The sequence below is a fragment of the Rhizobium sp. Rhizsp82 genome (assembly GCF_047325115.1).
Lineage (GTDB): Bacteria > Pseudomonadota > Alphaproteobacteria > Rhizobiales > Rhizobiaceae > Rhizobium.
The window spans coordinates 209,692-227,185 of the sequence record NZ_CP168570.1; the positions used below are offsets into that span (position 1 = coordinate 209,692).

14 protein-coding genes are annotated in these 17,494 nt (G+C 62.0%); 5 read left to right on the forward strand and 9 right to left on the reverse strand.

The genetic code is table 11. The annotated features are described in order from the left end of the window. Positions 1-69: 69 nt before the first annotated feature. From ACEN84_RS05825 to ACEN84_RS05835, 3 genes are all read right to left on the reverse strand, one after another. A complete protein-coding gene (locus ACEN84_RS05825) occupies positions 70-5,541 on the reverse strand; it encodes a hypothetical protein (RefSeq protein ID WP_413710270.1) in 5,472 nt (1,823 codons plus the stop codon). Positions 5,542-6,215: 674 nt separating this feature from the next. After that, positions 6,216-6,353, reverse strand: coding sequence for a hypothetical protein (locus tag ACEN84_RS05830; protein ID WP_199628999.1), 138 nt, complete (start codon positions 6,351-6,353; stop codon positions 6,216-6,218). A gap of 142 nt (positions 6,354-6,495) precedes the next feature. Beyond that, complete coding sequence (locus ACEN84_RS05835) at positions 6,496-8,175, reverse strand: sulfatase-like hydrolase/transferase (protein ID WP_413710271.1); 1,680 nt, start codon at positions 8,173-8,175, stop codon at positions 6,496-6,498. A gap of 252 nt (positions 8,176-8,427) precedes the next feature. Between ACEN84_RS05835 and ACEN84_RS05840 the strand changes: the two genes are divergently transcribed. After that, complete coding sequence (locus ACEN84_RS05840; RefSeq protein WP_130282132.1) at positions 8,428-8,625, forward strand: CrpP-related protein; 198 nt, start codon at positions 8,428-8,430, stop codon at positions 8,623-8,625. A 193-nt stretch (positions 8,626-8,818) separates the two neighbouring features. Next, entirely contained in the window at positions 8,819-9,364 is a 546-nt protein-coding gene (locus tag ACEN84_RS05845; RefSeq protein ID WP_413710272.1) for a hypothetical protein, read from the forward strand. Positions 9,365-9,369: 5 nt separating this feature from the next. Here ACEN84_RS05845 and ACEN84_RS05850 read toward each other — a convergent pair whose 3' ends face one another. Beyond that, positions 9,370-10,068: a hypothetical protein gene (locus ACEN84_RS05850; RefSeq protein WP_413710273.1), complete on the reverse strand. Its 699-nt coding sequence runs from the start codon at positions 10,066-10,068 to the stop codon at positions 9,370-9,372. Between the two features lie 207 nt (positions 10,069-10,275). On the opposite strand from ACEN84_RS05850, the gene ACEN84_RS05855 reads away from it, so the two are divergent. Both ACEN84_RS05855 and ACEN84_RS05860 read left to right on the forward strand, forming a co-directional pair. Then, positions 10,276-10,833 (forward strand): fused DSP-PTPase phosphatase/NAD kinase-like protein, encoded by a 558-nt coding sequence (locus ACEN84_RS05855; protein ID WP_199628995.1) that lies wholly within the window; start codon positions 10,276-10,278, stop codon positions 10,831-10,833. Between the two features lie 64 nt (positions 10,834-10,897). Next, positions 10,898-11,395 (forward strand): MgtC/SapB family protein, encoded by a 498-nt coding sequence (locus ACEN84_RS05860; protein WP_413710274.1) that lies wholly within the window; start codon positions 10,898-10,900, stop codon positions 11,393-11,395. Between the two features lie 34 nt (positions 11,396-11,429). Here ACEN84_RS05860 and ACEN84_RS05865 read toward each other — a convergent pair whose 3' ends face one another. Both ACEN84_RS05865 and ACEN84_RS05870 read right to left on the reverse strand, forming a co-directional pair. Continuing rightward, the gene (locus tag ACEN84_RS05865; protein WP_203428021.1) at positions 11,430-11,609 is read right to left on the reverse strand and encodes a hypothetical protein; all 180 of its coding nucleotides are present in this window, start codon (positions 11,607-11,609) and stop codon (positions 11,430-11,432) included. A 31-nt stretch (positions 11,610-11,640) separates the two neighbouring features. Next, positions 11,641-11,874, reverse strand: coding sequence for a hypothetical protein (locus tag ACEN84_RS05870; protein WP_203428020.1), 234 nt, complete (start codon positions 11,872-11,874; stop codon positions 11,641-11,643). Positions 11,875-12,275: 401 nt separating this feature from the next. On the opposite strand from ACEN84_RS05870, the gene ACEN84_RS05875 reads away from it, so the two are divergent. After that, entirely contained in the window at positions 12,276-13,373 is a 1,098-nt protein-coding gene (locus tag ACEN84_RS05875; RefSeq protein WP_199628991.1) for a DUF475 domain-containing protein, read from the forward strand. Positions 13,374-13,475: 102 nt separating this feature from the next. Here the strand turns inward: ACEN84_RS05875 and ACEN84_RS05880 are convergent, their stop codons facing one another. The 3 genes from ACEN84_RS05880 to ACEN84_RS05890 form a co-directional block, all read right to left on the reverse strand. Beyond that, entirely contained in the window at positions 13,476-13,643 is a 168-nt protein-coding gene (locus tag ACEN84_RS05880) for a hypothetical protein (protein WP_165402725.1), read from the reverse strand. Positions 13,644-13,816: 173 nt separating this feature from the next. Next, positions 13,817-15,709, reverse strand: a complete 1,893-nt coding sequence (locus tag ACEN84_RS05885; RefSeq protein WP_413710275.1) for a methyl-accepting chemotaxis protein — start codon at positions 15,707-15,709, stop codon at positions 13,817-13,819. Positions 15,710-15,972: 263 nt separating this feature from the next. Further along, on the reverse strand, positions 15,973-17,490 hold the full coding sequence (locus tag ACEN84_RS05890; RefSeq protein WP_112719699.1) for a tripartite tricarboxylate transporter permease: 1,518 nt from the start codon (positions 17,488-17,490) through the stop codon (positions 15,973-15,975). Positions 17,491-17,494: the final 4 nt, after the last annotated feature.

A 17,494-nucleotide genomic window follows, 5' to 3' on the forward strand; every position in this document is an offset into this window, starting at 1 on the left:
AAAAGGGCCCGCAAGATTGCGGACCCGATTTCGATCAACACTGATGGCGCGCACTACCCTGTCTGGCGGTCAGACAGCATTGTAGGCCGCGATCACTGCCGCAAGCTGGTCGTTGGTCATCGCCTCGACCTGCTGCGTCGTGAACGCATTTGCATGCGCACTGTCGAGCTTCGAGATGTCATCGACGGAGAGGCCGGCAATGGCGCCGACGCTGATCGCCGAGATTTCGTCGATGGCGAACTTTGCCACATCTTCGGGCGCCATTGCGGCGATCTGCTCGGCGGTCAGCTTCGCCGTCTGCGACAGCGTCAGACCCTCGATCTGGGCAGGCGTCATGGCAGCGATCTGGCTGGGCTTCAGGCCGGTGATGGCGGCATCGCTGAGCTTGCCGATCTGCGCCGGCGTCAGATTGGTGATCTGAGCGGTGGTCAATGCCCCCACCTGTGTGGGCAGCAGCGCGCCGAGCTGCGCATCGGTGAACTTGGCGAGCTGGTCCGAGGTGAAGTGCGTCATCTGCAGCGCGGTGACCGCCTTGAGCTGATCCGCGCTGAGCTTGCCGATCTGGCTGTCGTTCAGCGACGCGATGATCTCGTCCTTCAGGCCCATCATCGCCCGGGGGCTAATGGCACCGAAGGCCTCGTCACTCATCTTGGCGATATTGGCAAGCGTGAGACCCGCGACCTGCAGCGCCGTCAGCGCGCCCACCTGTGCCACCGTCAGGCCTGCGACCTGATCGGCGGACATGGCCGTGATCTGGCTCGCCTTCAGGCCGCTCGTGGCCGTGGGGCTGAGCTTGCCGATCTGGGCGGCAGAGAGGCTCGATATCTGCGTATTGGTCAGCGCCCCGGCCTGCGTCGCCGACAGGGCACCGATCTGCTCATCAGTGAAATTGCCAAGCTGCGCCGTCGTGAAGCCCGGAATCTGCGTAGGCTGCAGCCCGGCGATCTGCTCCTTGCTGAGGCTCGCGACCTGCTCGGTGCTGAGAGCCGCGATCGTGGCATTCGTCATGCCGGCAATCGCGGTGGCGCTGATCGCGCCGATTTCATCGGCGGAGAACTTGGCGATAGCCTCGGGGCTCAATGCGCCGACCTGGGCCGCCGTCAGTGCCGCCGTCTGGGCCGCGCTCAGACCTTCAAGCTGCGCTGCCGACATGGCGGCGATCACCGAAGGCTTGAGACCGGCAACCGCGGCGCTGCTCAGCTGGCCGATCTGAGCCGCGCTGAGGCTGCCGACCTGCGTCTCGGTCAGACCGGCCGTCTGCGCCGCCGACAGCGCACCGATCTGCTCCTCGGTGAACTTGCCGAGCTGACCGGCCGTAAAGCCGGCCATCTGCTGGGCGTTCAGTCCCTTGATCTTGTCGGGGCCGAGCGAAGCGAGCTCGTTGTCGCTGAGACCCGCGAGCACTTCAGGCTTGAGCCCGCCGATCGCGCTGGGGCTGATCGCGGCAAATGCCTCGTCGCTCATCTTGGCGATGTTGGCGGCCGTGAAGCCGGCGACCTGGGCGGCCGTCAGCAGCGCGATCTTGTCAGCGCCGAGGGCATCCACCTGGTCTGCCGACATGGCAGAGATCTGTGCCGCCGTCAGGCCGGCAATCGCCGCGCTGCTGAGCTGGCTGATCTGCGCCGGTGTCAGCGCCCCGATCTGCGCCCCGGTGAGCGCGCCGGTCTGCGCCGCCGTCAGCGCGCCGATCTGCGCCTCGCTGAACTGAGCGATCTGCGCAGCGGTAAAGCCTGGGATCTGCTTTGTCGCGATCGCCTTGACCTGATCCGTGCTGAGCTCGCCGATTTGGCTGCTGGTCAGCGCGGCAACCGCCTCATTCGGCAAGCCGGCGATCGCGGCAGGCGTGAGAGCGGCAACGGCTTCGTCGCTGAGCTTGGCGACATTCGCCGCCGTGAAACCGGCCGTCTGCGCCGCGGTCAGCACAGCCGCCTGGGCGGGCGTGAAGCCTGCCACCTGGTCAGCCGTCATGCCGGTGATCTGCGATGCCTTGAGACCGGCAGCGGCCGCATTGCTGAGCTGACCGATCTGACCGGCGGACAGGCCATCGATCTGCGTATCCGTCAGCGCTCCGGCCTGTGCCGCCGACAGCGCGCCGATCTGTTCGTCGGTGAAGCGGGCGACCTGGGCAGGCTTGATGCTGGCAATCTGGGCCGGCAGCAGACCGGCGATCTGCTCCGGCGTCAGGTTGCCGATCTGGCTGTCGCTCAGAGCAGCGATGACTTCGCTCTTAAGGCCGGCAAGTGCCTTGGGGCTGATCGCTGCCAGTTCCTCGTCGGTGAACCGGGCAAGATCCGCCGCCGTCATCGCACCAAGCTGCGCGGCTGTCAGCGCACCGGCCTGAGCAACGCTCAAGCCCTCGAGCTGCGCATCGCTCATCGCGTCGATCTGCGCCGGCTTCAATCCGGCGACCGCCGCATTGCTGAACTGGCCGATCTGGGCGGCGGAGAGACCGGCGATCTGGTCGTTGGTCAAGGCACCAGCCTGAACGCCCGACAGCGCCGCGATCTGATCGCCGCTGAACTTGCCGAGCTGGGACGGCGTGAAGCTTGCGATCTGCTGCGCGCTGAGGCCCTTGATCTGATCCGGGCTCAGGCTGGCGATCTGGCTGTCGGTGAGCGCCGCGATCGCCTCGCCCTTCAGACCGGCGATCGCCTTGGGGCTGATCGCGGCAATCGCGTCATCCGACAGCTTGGTGACATTAATAGCGGTGAACCCGGCCAGCTGCGCTGCCGTCAGGACGGCAAGCTGAGCCGCGGTCAGGCCCGCAACCTGGGCCGGCGTCATGGCGGCGATCTGCGCGGCCTTCAGACCTGTCACGGCCGAATTGGTAAGCTCTCCGATCTGCTCGCCGGACAGCCCGCCGATCTGCGGGGCCGTCAGCGAACCGGTCTGCGCTGCAGACAGCGCCTTCATCTGCTCGTCGGTGAAGGTGCCGAGCTGCGTGTCGGTGAAGGCGGTGATCTGCGTTGCGGTGAAGGCCTTGAGCTGATTTGCGCTCAGCATCGAGACCTGATCATTGCTGAGCTTGGCAATCGCCTCATTCTTCAGGCCACTGATGGCCTTGGTGCTGAGGGCTGCGACGGCATCGTCCGCCAACTTGACGATATTGGTCGCGGTAAATCCGGCGGCCTGAGCCGCCGACATCACCGCGGTCTGCGCCGCCGTAAAGCCGGCCACCTGATCCGCCGTCATGCCCGAAATCTGTGTGGCCTTCAGACCGCTAACGGCAACGTTGGTAAGCTCGCCGATCTGGGCTGCGGAAAGCGTGGCGATCTGCGCGCTGGTGAGAGACCCTGCCTGCGCCGCCGTCAGCCCCTTGAGCTGCGTATCGGTGAACTTGCTGAACTGCTCGGGCGTGAAAGCGGCGATCTGCTTGGTTGTGAGAGCCTTGATTTGGTCGGCGCTGAGATGGCCGACCTGGCTTTCGCTGAGCTTGGCGATCGCATCATTCGTCAGGCCGCTGATGGCCTTGGTGCTGATGGCCGCAATCTCGTCGTCCGTGAAGGTGGCGATATCTTCCGGCGTCAGCCCGGCGATCTGCGCTGCCGTCATCGCCGCGACCTGCGCCACGCTGAGCCCTTCGAGCTGCGTCGCGCTCATCGATGCGATCTGCGTTGCCTTCAGGCCGACAACACCCGAGTTGCTGAGCTGGCCGATCTGGGCCGCACTAAGCCCGGCAATCTGCGTATTGCTCAGCGATCCGACCTGGACCGCCGACAGGGCCTTCATCTGCGTTTCGGAAAACAGGCCGAGCTGTTCCGGCGTGAAGCTCATCATCTGCCTTGAGGTCAGGCCCTTGACCTGGTCGGCGCTGAGCTTGGCAATCTGCGCATCGGTGAGAGCGGCAACCGCCTCACCCTTCAGGCTGCCGATGACCTTTGCAGGAGTGGCGGCGAATGCCTCCGGGCTCAGTTTGGCAATGTTGCCAGCGCCGAAGCCGGCGATCTGCGAGACCGTGAGAAAGCCGATCTGGCTGGCCGTCAGCCCGGCGATCTGATCGCCCGTCATCGCCGCGATCTGCGTCGCCTTCAGGCCGCTGAAGGCGGCATTGCTCAGCTGGCCGATCTGGGTGGCACTAAGGCCGCCGATCTGCGCGGTGGTCAGCGCCGCCGCCTGCGCGGCCGACAGGATCTTAATCTGTGTCTCGGACAGCAATCCGATCTGGGCCGGCGTGAAACCTGCGATCTGCTTCGGTGTCAGCGCCTTGATCTGATCCGTGCTCAACCGGCTCAAGACCGCATCACTAAAGACGGGCATCACCTCGCCCTTCAGGCCACTGATGGCCTTGGAGCCGATAGCCACGACAGCATCATCGGACAGCTTGGCGAAGTTTGCAGCGGTGAAGCCGGCAACCTGGACAGCCGTCAGGACGGCGGTCTGCGCGGCCGAGAAACCGGAGACCTGATCGGCCGTCATCGCGGTGATCTGGGTCGCCTTGAGACCGGCAAGCGCCGTGGTGCTGAGCTGGCCGATCTGCGCGGCGCTGAGGCCGGCGATCTGTGCGTTGGTCAGGGCGCCGACCTGCACAGCCGTCATCGCGCTCATCTGCGCCGGGGAGAAGCCTGCGAGCTTATCGGCCGAGAACATCACGATCTGCTTCGACGCCAGACCCTTGATCTGGTCAGGGCTCAGCTTGGCAATCTGTTCGGCGCTGAGCGCGGCCACGGCTTCCGGCTTCAGACTGCCGATGACTTTGGCACCGATGGCACCGATTTCGTCCGGCGTGAACTTCTCGATATCTGCGACTGTCAGGGCCGCCACCTGCGCCGCCGTCAACGCGGCCGCCTGAGCCACGTTAAGGCCCTCAAGCTGCGTTTCCGTCATCGCCGCGATCTGCGTTGCCTTGAGGCCGGCAATCGCCGCCGTGCTGAGCTGGCCGATCTGGCTGCCGCTGAAGCCGACGATCTGCAGCGTGCTCAATGCGCCGACCTGTGTCGCCGTCAGGGCGCCCATCTGCACGGCCGAGAAGGTGCCGAGCTGGGCAGCACTGAAACCTGGCATCTGCTGCGCCGTCAGCGCCTTGATCTGGTCGGCGCTCAGCTTGGCGATCTGCTCGTCGCTCAGCGCTGCGATCGTCTCGCGCTTCAGGCCGCTGATCGCCTGAGGCGTGATGGCGGCGACCTCATCGGGCGTGAACTTGATGATATCGTCAGGGCCGATCGACGCGATCTGCGTGGCGCTCAGCCCCTTGATCTGGTCGACCGTCAGGCCTTCGATCTGATCGGGGGTAAGGGATGCAATCTGGGTGGCGCTGAATGCCGCCAGCTGATCCTTGCCGAGGCTTGCGATCTTTGCCGCATCGAGCACTGCGAGCAGTTCCGGCTTCAGCCCGGCGATCGCGCTCGTCGAGATCGCGCCCAGCTGGGTGGAGCTGAGCGCCTGGATATCCTCGACCTCAAGAGCCGCCACCTGATCCTTGCTGAGGTTCTTGAGCTGCTCGGGCGAAAGCCCTGCAATATCCTCTGCCGAGAGTTCCCGGATCGTCTTCGGCGACAGGGATTTGATCTGGCTGCTGGTAAAGGAGGAGATGATCGACGTCATGAAATTGCCCTGCCCCGGCGTTGGCGATTACATTTCTCTGCCTCTCGCATCCCTGAAGCCGCAGTCCGCGCGCTCCAGCCACGACCGGAGCCTTCGCGCACCGCGCGTTGCTACATGAGGGAATGGTTCGACAGACTGCTTTGGAAGACATCGCTCGAAGGAGCCGATGCCAGGACAGTGCACATAGAGCCGAGCCACGGTCCCCCAACCACGGCCTCGGCACGGCAATCGCAACATCGTTGCGCTCGAAGCCTCAATTTGCGAACTGCAAATCCAGGCGCACATACAACCAGCAATTACAACTTAATGTGCCGTTGTCCTGCTGGGATATGTGTCGCACTAAGCTTGCGCGAGGATGGAGAAACAACGCCCGATTCGTAGCGGCAAAAAATGCACAACCTAAGCGTACGGCCGACAGCTGTCGTCCAGCTTCTGGCAGCTTGTTTTGTCTTGATTATTAGCGGGATGAGAAACGCGCTGAAACCTAGCCGGCAAAGCTTGGATAAAAATCGGCAGCGCGGTGATGGGAAGGTTTCGCAGCAAAGTCAGGCGGCCCGGCCGCAACTCCTGAAACCACGACAAAGCAATAAAAGCTCTGTCCCACAGGGAAGCGTATCATTTACGCCACCACCCTGTACAAAGGCTTGCCCCCAAGCCTGCCCTCTTCGCCCAACTCACTTCGTAAGCGATGCGTCTTCGGTTATCGTCGTTGCTGCGGTTTGCAGATACGGGGTCTCAGGAATGGATGCGATGAAAAACATCGTAAACGCATAGACTGAGAACAGCGTCAGAGCCGCGGTCAATCGAATCATGCACTATCTCCTTATTCACAAGGAGGAGTGTGCGCCACTTTGCGTCTTTCCCAAACAGTTTTCTGAACGGCAGATGAACAAAAACTTGTTATGGGCAATTTTAACGATATTTTTACAACATTAGTGATGACGATTTTAGCCGTCAGCTGGCATCCAGAAGCCCTGAATTTGCTAGCTTTTTCAGGTGTTCATCGACAATGCCGCGGTCGTTGCAGGTGTGATAGCGCCCGCCGCAGGCCTCACTCAGTTCATTCAGGTTTCTGAATTTCGGCGAGATCGGCAGCCCCGTGGCGTTCAGAATTCGGGCCATGACGAAGGCGATGTCCTCCGCCTGATCGAGTTTTGCATAGTCGATAGCGACGCCGTAGCCCCTCACCGCGAAGTAGGTTTCGTAAACGGGCGAGCGGAAATCGGCGAACATGTTCTTCGCGGGATCGAGCGCCAGCGCGTAGCCGAGCGTCGCTTCGGACTGGTGATCGCCGAAATCGACGGCGACGCTGCGCCGCTCCGGCGCCTCTTCGGCACGTCGATCCAGAAACGCCTGCAAATCGGCGCGGGCAAGCGTCACGCGCCTGGCATATTCATTGACCTTCCGGTCATCGGCAAAGCTCTCGGCGGGCACGAGAGCCTGCGGCACCATTTCCTTGTCGTAGGGCGCATGGGCAAACATCGTCTCCATCGCCAGAAACAGCGGCCGCGTGTCGGTCTTGCGGTGCTCGGCAATCAGCTTTTCGGCAAAGTCGAAGTAGAGTTTGTCCCTCACACCCCATTCCGGCAGCGCCAGATCGGCGGCATCGAAGACCTCCTGGAAGCCGATCGAGCGCAGGAACGGCCCTTCGTTTACCGCATTATATTTCATCGGCATGATCGCCACGGTGCGATAGCCGCAGCGCGCCAGCATCTCCGGCAGCGCGCCCTTGATCTTGCCTTCGAGCAGCTGGTTCACATAGGGCGCCTGCCAGCTGAAATCGGCGCTGGAAAGTCCCGTGAGCATCGAGAAATTGCTCATCCAGGTGCCGCCGCCAAAGGTTTCGACGAACATCGGCTTGATCGTACCGTCGCCGGAGCGGAACGTGTCGGCGATCTCGGGCGGGAAGCTGATCTCGGGAAACCGCATCGGCGACGCGTGGCTCTCCGACAGCACAAGATAGAGGTCGGCCCTTCCCACCTCCGGCCCGCATTCGACCGTATCCGCAAGCGCACCCTGCGTCTGGACGGCCCGCAGCTTGGCGGCCAGCGGCGGTTCACCGATCAGGCTCGGAATATGCCAGAAGGACATGAAGAGCGACGAGGCGTTGAAGCCGAAGATGAACGGCGGATCGCCCGGCCGCGCCGTCGGATGTGCGCCGATCGAGACGCCGACGGTCAGAAGCAGCGCCGGCAACCGGACGAGTACCGGCGCATTCCATGGCTTCTCAGCGCGGAACAGCGCCCAGAGGAATGCGCCGGTCGCAACGAGTGCCAGCACCGCCCCAACCACCAGCGGCGTATAATACTTGATGAGGAACGCGAGGATCGCCGTATCGGTGCTGGTGAAGATGAAATCGAAGACGTGCAGCGAATAGCCCTTGAGCTTGAACTTCACGATCGACGCCGCCGTCTGCAACAGTACGATCGCCGCCGCGCCATAGAACGAAAAGACGGGGCGCCGCGAAAACAGGAAGAAGATCGCCGCAATCACCAGCGTCACGGCGAATGTATAGGGCAGGAACCGCCAGCGGGTATCGAGGTAACGGATCAGCGCGAAAAACAATATCGCGGCAATGCAAACACATGCCGGATGCAACAATATCCGGATGATCTTCGATACGACCTTGCCCATCACGCCCTCTTACAACCCATAAAAATCTATAGTTGGCGTAACAGCACACATCCATCACAAGATGCTAATAAGGTTAAATTCGCACTGGATTAAACAGATAGAAGTTGCACTGGCGCATCACCGAATGCGTCAAGGCTTTTTCGTGATTAATCCTGTGAATAACGGGGATGAGTTCGGCTTTTGTGGACATTAGCAAAGGGAAATGTTTCCTTGAACGGGTCGGCTGAGGGGCCGGTGGTTGAGGGCACGCATATGGAAATCGAAGAGCTGCTGAATATGCAGGAGCGGGGCATTCGCGATCGCATCCTGGGATGCCGGCTGAGTGACAACCCTATGTCGCACCCGGAATTCATGCCCATCTGGGACGCTGCAGCCCTCGAAACTTGGTACGCGCGTTATGAGGCTTGGCGTTTTGGCTGGTCGATGGAAGACGCCAACCGCCAGCACTGAAGAGATAAAGAGGGCGGCTGCCGCCAAGGCGCCCCCGCTTCCTGGAACGGGCCGCGATCCCCTGTAGCGGCCCGTTTCATTTTTGCCTGCCATCTATCTTTGCGGGTCTCGAAGGCTTGAACAAAGCAAAATTCCGACACACAAACATGCCAGTCACAGATCAGACGAGCAGCATGACAGGATTTGCAACCTTATGAGACGACTGATTACCGCCGCGGCAGCCCTCTCCGCAGCCACCATTTCCGCCTTTGCCTTTGCCGATTCGGCCTCCGCCCAATCCCAGAACTTTCCGAGCGCAGGCGTCACCACGCTGGCCGGCCGATGCTCCAAGCTTGTCGTAGGCAAGCTCGATGTTTCCAAGCCCTGCAAGAACGAGATCGCGGCCGTGGCGCTGCCAAACGGCGACGTGACCTTCATCTTCACGGCACAGGGCAAGATGCTGGGCTTCCAGGGCGACGGCAAGGCGATCAAGCCGGCCTCGAACGGCAATGCCCGGATCCCGCTGACGCTGGTGACCACGGGCGTCGGACAGAAGATGACCGGCGAAGTGAAGGTTGCCGGCAGCTGCACCTTCGGCAATCCCTACGGCGGCAAGCCGGTGGCGATCGAATGCACCGCCGAGAGCAAGGACAGCACCTTCGCTGCCAATTTCCAGACCAACGGCAAGGCGCCGGTTCAGCCGAAGGCGCCCGCCGCAGCAGCAGCGCCGACGCCCGAGGCCAAACCCGCCAAGAAATAATCAGATCAGGCGCACCAGGCGCCGCCGGCGCCTGGCTTGCGTGCCAGCCCCTCGTTCGTGAGCTGCGCCCCAAGCGAACCGCCGTCGCGGGAAATCACCCGCGGGGCGCCGTTATTGCCGCCCTTGCCGGCCGTATTCATGGTGAAGGGTCCGGCATTCAGGAACTTGAAGACACGCGATTTGGCGGCAAAGCCGAGACGCCGCTCGTTTTCGCAGCGCGCGTTGGTGACATCTGGCACCAGCGCATCGGCAACAACGATCTTCTCGCCCTTGTACCAGAACACCCCGCCATCACCGACGCAGTTCACATGCTCGCCCTGGCCGCAATAGCCGAAGGCGGCCTTGCCGCTTAGCGTATCGGCCGGCGATGCCTTGACCGGCTGGGCGGCGGGCACGGGCACATCGGCCGGCGGCAGCGGACGCTGCGGCTGAGCGAGAGCAACGGCCGGCTTCGGCTCGGCAGTCCTCGTTTCCGCAGTCTTGGGCGCTGTGGCCTTGGGAGCATCCGGCTTAATTGCAGCCGTGATCGTCGAGACATCGGGTGCGCGGGCCAGCATCGGCTTCACGCTTTTCCAGTTGTCATGCGCATAGATGCCGCCGAAGGTCAGAATGCCGATAGCCGCCCAGGGCAGGATGCCGCTGCCGCTGCTCTTGCTGCGTCCCGATGATTTGCGGCTACGGCCGCGAGTCGCTGTCTTCGCCATTGTCCCGAATCCCGTGAGTGGCCGGATTATTGGACGGCAATCCTTTCCGAAAGGTTGGCGAGCGGCATGGCTATGCACAGGCTTCTGCCGAGGCTGGACAACGAAGCGGAACAAGGTCTATCTGAGAATAATATACGTGCGGTCTGGCATCCGTCACATTGAGCCCCCATTTGGGTGGCTAGTCGCGCGCAAAGCAACCGGTGTCTGATGCGTTATCTGTCCTTCATAGCCTGGCCCGCGGGCGCCATCCTCGGATTGGCGGCCCTTGTCGGCGCGCATGCGGCACTCGGGCAGGCGACCGGCAATTTCCATGAAGTGATTGCCGGAGAGCTCTACCGCTCAGCGCAGCCGAGCGGCGCCGATGTCAACGCCTACGCGAAGAACCACGGCATCCGCACCATCCTGAACCTGCGCAACGAAAAGCGCACGGAATGGTACACCGACGAACAGAAGGCGGCGGCCGACAACGGCATCACCCTGATCGACTTTCCGATGTCTTCGTCGCGCGAATTGCCGATCGCGGAAGCGCAGAAGCTGGCAAAGATCATGGCCGATGCGCCGAAGCCGCTTCTCATCCACTGCGAACACGGCGCCAACCGGACCGGCCTTGCCTCGGCAATCTATGTCGGCGCCGTCGAGAAGATGAGCGAGACCGCCGCCGAATTCCAGCTCAGCCCCTATTACGGCAATTTCGCCATCAAGGGCCTTGGCCGCTACGCCATGTACAGCTCCTGGGACAAATACGAAGAGACGATCGGTTTCTGAAGCCGAACAAAGGTGACCTGCCGGCGTTAGTCAGCGAAGAATTCTTCGCTGGAGAACTGAAGCCATGGACCTTGTCTTTGCCGACATGTTTCCCGAGTCGCGCATCCACTATCCTGTTATCTTCGCCCGCCTGATCGGCGCGGTCATCCTTGGCGGCCTGATCGGCATCGAGCGCGAGGCCCGTGATCACCCGGCGGGCTTTCGAACGCATATCCTGATCAGCCTCGCCGCCGCCCTCTTCGGCATCATCTCGATCGAGGCCGTGCATATGCCTGGCATTGCCGACGACCAGCAGGTCCGCATCGATCCGCTCCGCGTCATCGAAGCGGTGACGGCCGGCGTGGCGTTTCTGGCTGCGGGAATGATCGTCTTTGCCCGTGGCCGGGTGAAGGGACTGACGACAGGGGCAGGCATGTGGCTGTCCGGCGCGATCGGTCTCGCCATGGGCTTCGGCTACTGGCCGATCGCCTTCTTCGCCACCGTGGCGGCCGTCTGCGTTCTCTATGCCTTCGGCAAGATGGAAAAGCGCCTCTCTGCTTCCGACGAGAGAGATCACCGCTAAAAGAAAAAGCCCGGCTGGACCGGGCTCATCTGCATCAATTGCGGATCGATCTTTCCTGATCGAGGGATGGCGAAGCCTTCGGTTTCGCCTTGATGCCTTTCCAGGCAACGCTGCCTCTGCGCTCATCCTTGCCGCTGTCTTCGGCCGTGCGGATCATCCGCCATTCTTCTTCATGCTGGAGATAGATGTCCTGCGGCACAAGACGAGTGTCCATTCGCATATCACCTTTCATAGTAGCTACTGGCTCAGCGCTTGTTCTTGATGGCATCGGCGGCAATATCCGGGCCGCCCTTGGAAAGGTCACTGCCGCTCACATGTGCCGGCACATGCACATCATGCACAGGCGACTGTGGCAGGGTGAGATCCACCTGATGCGGCGGCAGCACCTGTGCCTTCTGCATGCGGTTCGGGCGTGCCCGCTTCATGCGGTCGGCTGCCTCGGTTCTCTTGTCGGGGGAGTGGGTCGAAGTCTGCATCATCGGCCTCCTTATCATCGCACCCGCGATGCATCGCATCGCTCAACCTCATTCAAACGGCCGGGGCTGCGTAAGGTTCCAAAGAAAATCGTGCTGGGATCAGACGTCTTCCCTCTTGACTGCCTGTATAAGTTGATTACCTAAGCGCTGATCTGTCGCCGCAGAGATGTGCATGGTTGCCCCCCATGCGAAAAACATCGGCGATGGATAAACACTGGTGCCGGGCCCCTCTGGCGAGAGTTTTTACGGCGCTCTCGTGATGTCGGTACCGCCTGCAGAGAGCCGGCGGATTTTCAATCGATGAACAAGTTCACCATGCCTTTCGCGCATGCCCGTTCTGGCATGCCGCGTTCCTCCACGACACCCAATGTCAGAAACGATGTTCGCACCAATGAGGTGCGGCCATGAACCAGGCACAAAGCCATAAGTCGACCCTCGGATATTTCCGCTGGTCCTTCATCATCACCGCAGTCGGCCTGGCGCTCGGCGCCATTCTCGGCTGGCAATCGACTGGCACGATCGGCGGCATGGCGACCGTCTTCTTCATCTGTGCCGTGCTGGCGGTTCTAGAGATCTCGCTCTCCTTCGACAACGCCATCGTCAACGCCAACAAGCTGAAAGAGATGACGCCGGAGTGGCAGCATCGCTTCCTGACCTGGGGTATCGTCATCGCCGTCTTCGGCATGCGTATCGTCTTCCCGCTGGCCATCGTCGTCATCGCCGCCGGCATCGGCCCGATCGACGCGATCATCCTCGCGGCCCGCGAACCGGCCGAATATGCCCGCATCATGAACGACGCACATCTGCCGATCGCAGCCTTCGGCGGCACCTTCCTGATGATGGTCGGCCTCTCCTACTTCTTCAACCACGAGAAGGACATCCACTGGATTTCCTCGCTGGAGCGGATGATGTCGCGCGGTGCGGCGATCAAGGGCATCGAGATCGCGGTCGTTCTCCTGCTCATCCTGCTCTTCTCGTCGCTTCTGGAAGGCGAGGAAGCCACCACCTTCGTCTATAGCGCGATCTATGGCCTAGTCACCTTCCTGGCTGTCGAAGTCATCGGCGGCCTGCTGGATGCCTCGCAGAGGGCGATGAGCGAAGCCGCCCGCGGCGGTCTCGGCGCCTTCATCTATCTGGAAGTGCTAGATGCCAGCTTCTCGTTCGACGGCGTCATCGGCGCCTTCGCCCTGACGCAGAACCTCTTCATCATCGCCATCGGCCTTGGCATCGGCGCCATGTACGTTCGCTCGATGACGATCATGCTGGTCGAAAAGGGAACGCTGACGGAATACCGCTACCTGGAACACGGCGCCTTCTACGCGATCCTGATCCTGGCGGTGATCATGTATGTCCAGACGCTCTACCACATTCCGGAGGTGATCACCGGTCTCGGCGGCGCGACGCTGATCGGCATCTCGCTCTGGTCCTCGATCCGTCATAACCGTAAGGAAGCGGCCGAAGGCCTGGCGCACGGCCATCACGCCAAGAGCGTGGAAGCCTGATAACGAGACTGCGGCGGGGCATCAGCCGCAGTCACCAAGACAAAAATAAAGCCCGCGACCAACCGGTTGCGGGCTATTTTCATGCGTAGGTTTCAGCGGCGCTTAGCGGCGGATGTGATCGAACACATCGGCGTCGATGCCGAGCGTCTTCAGATGGCGGCCCTGCGGACGGCGGCCTGCATCGACTGCGGCGCTGACTGCATTTGCGGCACCGATGACGGCGAAGGCGCGGCCAAGGAAACCTTCACGGATGGACTTAACGTAGGACATTGTCTTCTCGCTTTAGCTTCATTATTCACTGCTCACATATGGTGCATCGCAACATCTACCACAAGTCGCGGAAATTCAGCGCTGCCATGCAAAAACGCCGATGCGGCGGCCGAAATGCAAAAGCCCGGCCACATGAGAGCCGGGCTTCGATCGCGTTCAGGCTGTGGTGAAACTTAGAATTCCGACCATTCCTGCTTCAGTGCCGCGTTGCCCGAAGTTGCGTAGCGCGCCGTACGCGGAGCCGACCCGCTGACCGCCCTTGCGGCAGGCGCAGCCGCCTGCTTCTGGCCGAGCCTGAACCTGCCGATCAGGTCGCGCAACCGGCCGCTCTCGGTGGCAAGTGTGGCACCGGCCGCACTTGTCTCCTCGACCATCGCGGCATTTTGCTGGGTCACCTGGTCCATCTGGTTGACGGCAGCGTTGACCTCGTTGAGGCCGAGAGACTGCTCGCGCGACGACGTGGCGATTGCCTCCATGTGGCGGTTGATCACGGCAACATGCTCGCCGATCGCCGTCAGCGCATCGCCGGTCTCGCGCACCAGCCGCACGCCCGCTTCGACCTCGCCTGTCGAGGCGCCGATCAGCGACTTGATCTCGCGTGCCGCCTGGGCGGATCGCTGCGCCAGCTCGCGCACCTCCTGCGCAACAACGGCAAAGCCCTTGCCCGCCTCGCCGGCACGCGCAGCCTCGACACCGGCGTTCAGCGCCAGCAGGTTGGTCTGGAAGGCGATATCGTCGATGACGCCGATGATGTTGGAAATCTGGCTCGACGACTGCTCGATGCGCTCCATCGCCCGGACCGCATCGGAGACGACGGCGCCAGACTTTGCGGCACTCTCATTCGCCTGAACGGCAACGACCTTCGCCTCTTCGGCACGCTTCGACGAATTGGCAACGTTCGCCGTGATCTCGTCGAGTGCCGCCGCCGTCTCCTCCAGCGAGGAGGCCTGACGCTCGGTGCGCTGCGACAGGTCGTCGGCGCTCTGGCTGATCTCGCGGCTGCCGCTGTCGATCGACGAGGCGCTGGCGGAAACGGCGCGCAGAACCTCAGCAAGCTGTGTCACCGAGCCGTTGAAATCGGCACGAAGGGATTCGAAATCTTCCGCGAAAGGCTGGTCGAGCTGGAAGGACAGGTCGCCGGATGCCAGATGCTTGAGACCATTTCCAAGGCCTGACGTCGCCTGGCGCATCTGCTCGGCCCTGATGCGATCGCTTTCGGCCGTGCGAAGCCGCTGCTCTTCGGTGAGATGGCGCTGCTCGGCCCCTTCCCGCTCCAGCCGCTTGTTGGCGACTGAATTGGCACGGAACACCTCGACCGCCGCCGCCATGTCGCCGATCTCGTCGGTACGCCCGGCAAAGGGAATCGCCGCCTCGTCATTGCCGCCGGCAAGTACGCGCATCGATGCCGTGATCGCCTCGATCGGCCGCGCAATACCGGCAATCGCAAAGACCACCGAGGCAATCAGGATGGCAAGGCATCCGGCAATCAGGCTGCAGGCGAATACCAGCGTCGACCGGAACACGTCAGCACCCTGCTGATGGATTTTCTCGGAGCTCGCCGTGTTGAAGTCGAGCAGTTCGTTCAGATGGGCGCTGGCATTGTTCATCGCCGTGCGCATCTCGCCGGAAAGCGAAGCCTTGGCCTCCGCATCCTTGCCCGCCGAGGAAAGCTCGACCATGTGTTCGGACGCCTTGCGATAGGCATCGATGCTGTCTTCGATAGACTTGATCAAGTCTGCGCCCTTCGGCGTCGAGATCAGCGGATGATAGGTCTCCAGCTGCTTCTGAAGCGCGCCGTTCCGCTCGGCAATCAGCGCCTCGGCAGATTTCATCTCCTCAGGCGTCGAAGCCAGGATGTGCTGCGAATAGGCGTTGTCGAGCTGGTAGAAGGCGCTCTCGATGCTTTTGCCCGTCGAGATCTTCGGGATCCAGTTCGTGGCGATCACCTCGGTCTGGCCGTGCAGCATGCTCATGCTGCTGATCGCCATCCATCCAAGCAATGCAAACATGATCGCGACAGCGACGAAAATGACAGACAATAACATCTTGATGCGGGGGCGCTTCATCGAATGATCCTAAAATTAAAATATGAAATCATATGACATCCTCAATAGAAATACGAAGATGCGACATCATATACGATTCTCATGAAAGTAATGCCTGAGGGATTAAAACAGAATTAACTCTAACCAGCAGCCAATACCGCAAATTTCACTAGTGAAGTTTATGGAATACACGGCGGACCGTCCAACCATCTTGCGGTCAAAACGAAAAACCGGCCCGCTTGCGCGGGCCGGCTCACAGGTAGGGGTTGGATGCCGTCTTTTTGTTAGTCTTCGTTTGCAGCGAGCTGGGAAAGGACCTGCCCGCGCCCGCGCAACCGAAGGATCAACGGAATGATGAAGGCCGCTGCCGCAACGAGCAGAAGGCCTGCCGCTATCGGCGACATCACCAGCGTCGTCAGGTCGCCCTGGCTGATCGACAGCGCACGGCGCAGCTGCTGTTCGGCAAGCGGTCCGAGGATCAAGCCGACCACGACGGGCGCAATCGGATAGCCGAAGAGACGCATGATGTAGCCGAGCACGCCAAAGGCGAGCAGCATGCCGAGTTCGAAGACCGACGGGTTGGCGCCGATGGTGCCGAGCGTCGCAAACAGCAGGATGCCGGCGTAGAGCCACGGCTTCGGGATGGTCAGCAGACGCACCCAGAGGCCGATCAGCGGCAGGTTCAGAACCAGCAGCATAGCGTTGGCGAGCAGCAGCGAGGCGATCAGGCCCCAGACGAGCTGCGGATTGGTCGCAAACAGCAGCGGACCGGGCTGCAGGCCGTATTGCTGGAAGCCGGCGAGCATGATCGCAGCCGTTGCCGAGGTCGGCAGGCCGAGCGTCAGCAGCGGCACGAGCGTACCGGCAGCCGATGCATTGTTCGCAGCCTCGGGACCGGCAACGCCTTCGATGGCACCCTTGCCGAATTCCTCAGGGTTCTTCGACAGACGCTTCTCGGTGGCGTAGGAGAGGAACGTGCCGATTTCGGCACCACCGGCCGGCATCGCGCCGATCGGGAAACCGATGACCGTTCCGCGCAGCCACGCCTTCCAGGAGCGGCTCCAGTCCTGCGCCGTCATCCAGAGCGAACCCTTCACGGCCTCGATCTTGTCGGCAACCAGATTGCCCTGGGCAGCGATGTAAAGCGTCTCGCCGATCGCGAACATCGCAACGGCAAGCGTCGTCACTTCGATGCCGTCAAGCAGATCGGGAATGCCGAAAGAGAGACGCGCCTGGCCGGTCTGCTGGTCGATACCGACCATGGCCAGCGCAAAGCCGATGAACAGCGACGTCAGACCGCGCAGCGCCGAGTCGCCGAAAGCAGACGATACCGTGACGAAGGCAAGGATCATCAGCGCGAAATATTCGCGCGGACCGAAGACCAGCGCCAGCTTGACGATGTAAGGCGCGATGAAGGCGAGGCCGAGCGTCGCGATCAGCCCCGCGACGAAGGAGCCGATGGCAGCCGTCGCAAGTGCCGGTCCGCCGCGTCCGGCGCGAGCCATCTTGTTGCCCTCGAGCGCGGTGACGATCGACGAGCTTTCGCCCGGAGTGTTCAAGAGGATCGAGGTCGTCGACCCGCCATACATGCCGCCGTAATAGATGCCCGCGAACATGATCAGCGAGCCGCCCGGATCGAGCTTGTAGGTGGCAGGCAGCAGCAGAGCGACTGTCAGCGCCGGACCGATGCCCGGGAGAACGCCGACAGCGGTGCCGAGCATGACGCCGATGAAGGCGAAGAGCAGGTTCATCGGCTGGAATGCAACCGCGAGACCCTGAAGAAGGAATTCGAAAGTGCTCATGGGG

Excerpts from the sequence above, each read along its gene's own strand:
- ACEN84_RS05825 (WP_413710270.1), bottom strand. The coding sequence starts at position 5,541 with ATGACGTCGATCATCTCCTCCTTTACCAGCAGCCAGATCAAATCCCTG.
- ACEN84_RS05830 (WP_199628999.1), bottom strand. The coding sequence starts at position 6,353 with ATGATTCGATTGACCGCGGCTCTGACGCTGTTCTCAGTCTATGCGTTT.
- ACEN84_RS05835 (WP_413710271.1), bottom strand. The coding sequence starts at position 8,175 with ATGGGCAAGGTCGTATCGAAGATCATCCGGATATTGTTGCATCCGGCA.
- ACEN84_RS05840 (WP_130282132.1), top strand. The coding sequence starts at position 8,428 with ATGGAAATCGAAGAGCTGCTGAATATGCAGGAGCGGGGCATTCGCGAT.
- ACEN84_RS05845 (WP_413710272.1), top strand. The coding sequence starts at position 8,819 with ATGAGACGACTGATTACCGCCGCGGCAGCCCTCTCCGCAGCCACCATT.
- ACEN84_RS05850 (WP_413710273.1), bottom strand. The coding sequence starts at position 10,068 with ATGGCGAAGACAGCGACTCGCGGCCGTAGCCGCAAATCATCGGGACGC.
- ACEN84_RS05855 (WP_199628995.1), top strand. The coding sequence starts at position 10,276 with ATGCGTTATCTGTCCTTCATAGCCTGGCCCGCGGGCGCCATCCTCGGA.
- ACEN84_RS05860 (WP_413710274.1), top strand. The coding sequence starts at position 10,898 with ATGGACCTTGTCTTTGCCGACATGTTTCCCGAGTCGCGCATCCACTAT.
- ACEN84_RS05865 (WP_203428021.1), bottom strand. The coding sequence starts at position 11,609 with ATGGACACTCGTCTTGTGCCGCAGGACATCTATCTCCAGCATGAAGAA.
- ACEN84_RS05870 (WP_203428020.1), bottom strand. The coding sequence starts at position 11,874 with ATGATGCAGACTTCGACCCACTCCCCCGACAAGAGAACCGAGGCAGCC.
- ACEN84_RS05875 (WP_199628991.1), top strand. The coding sequence starts at position 12,276 with ATGAACCAGGCACAAAGCCATAAGTCGACCCTCGGATATTTCCGCTGG.
- ACEN84_RS05880 (WP_165402725.1), bottom strand. The coding sequence starts at position 13,643 with ATGTCCTACGTTAAGTCCATCCGTGAAGGTTTCCTTGGCCGCGCCTTC.
- ACEN84_RS05885 (WP_413710275.1), bottom strand. The coding sequence starts at position 15,709 with ATGAAGCGCCCCCGCATCAAGATGTTATTGTCTGTCATTTTCGTCGCT.
- ACEN84_RS05890 (WP_112719699.1), bottom strand. The coding sequence starts at position 17,490 with ATGAGCACTTTCGAATTCCTTCTTCAGGGTCTCGCGGTTGCATTCCAG.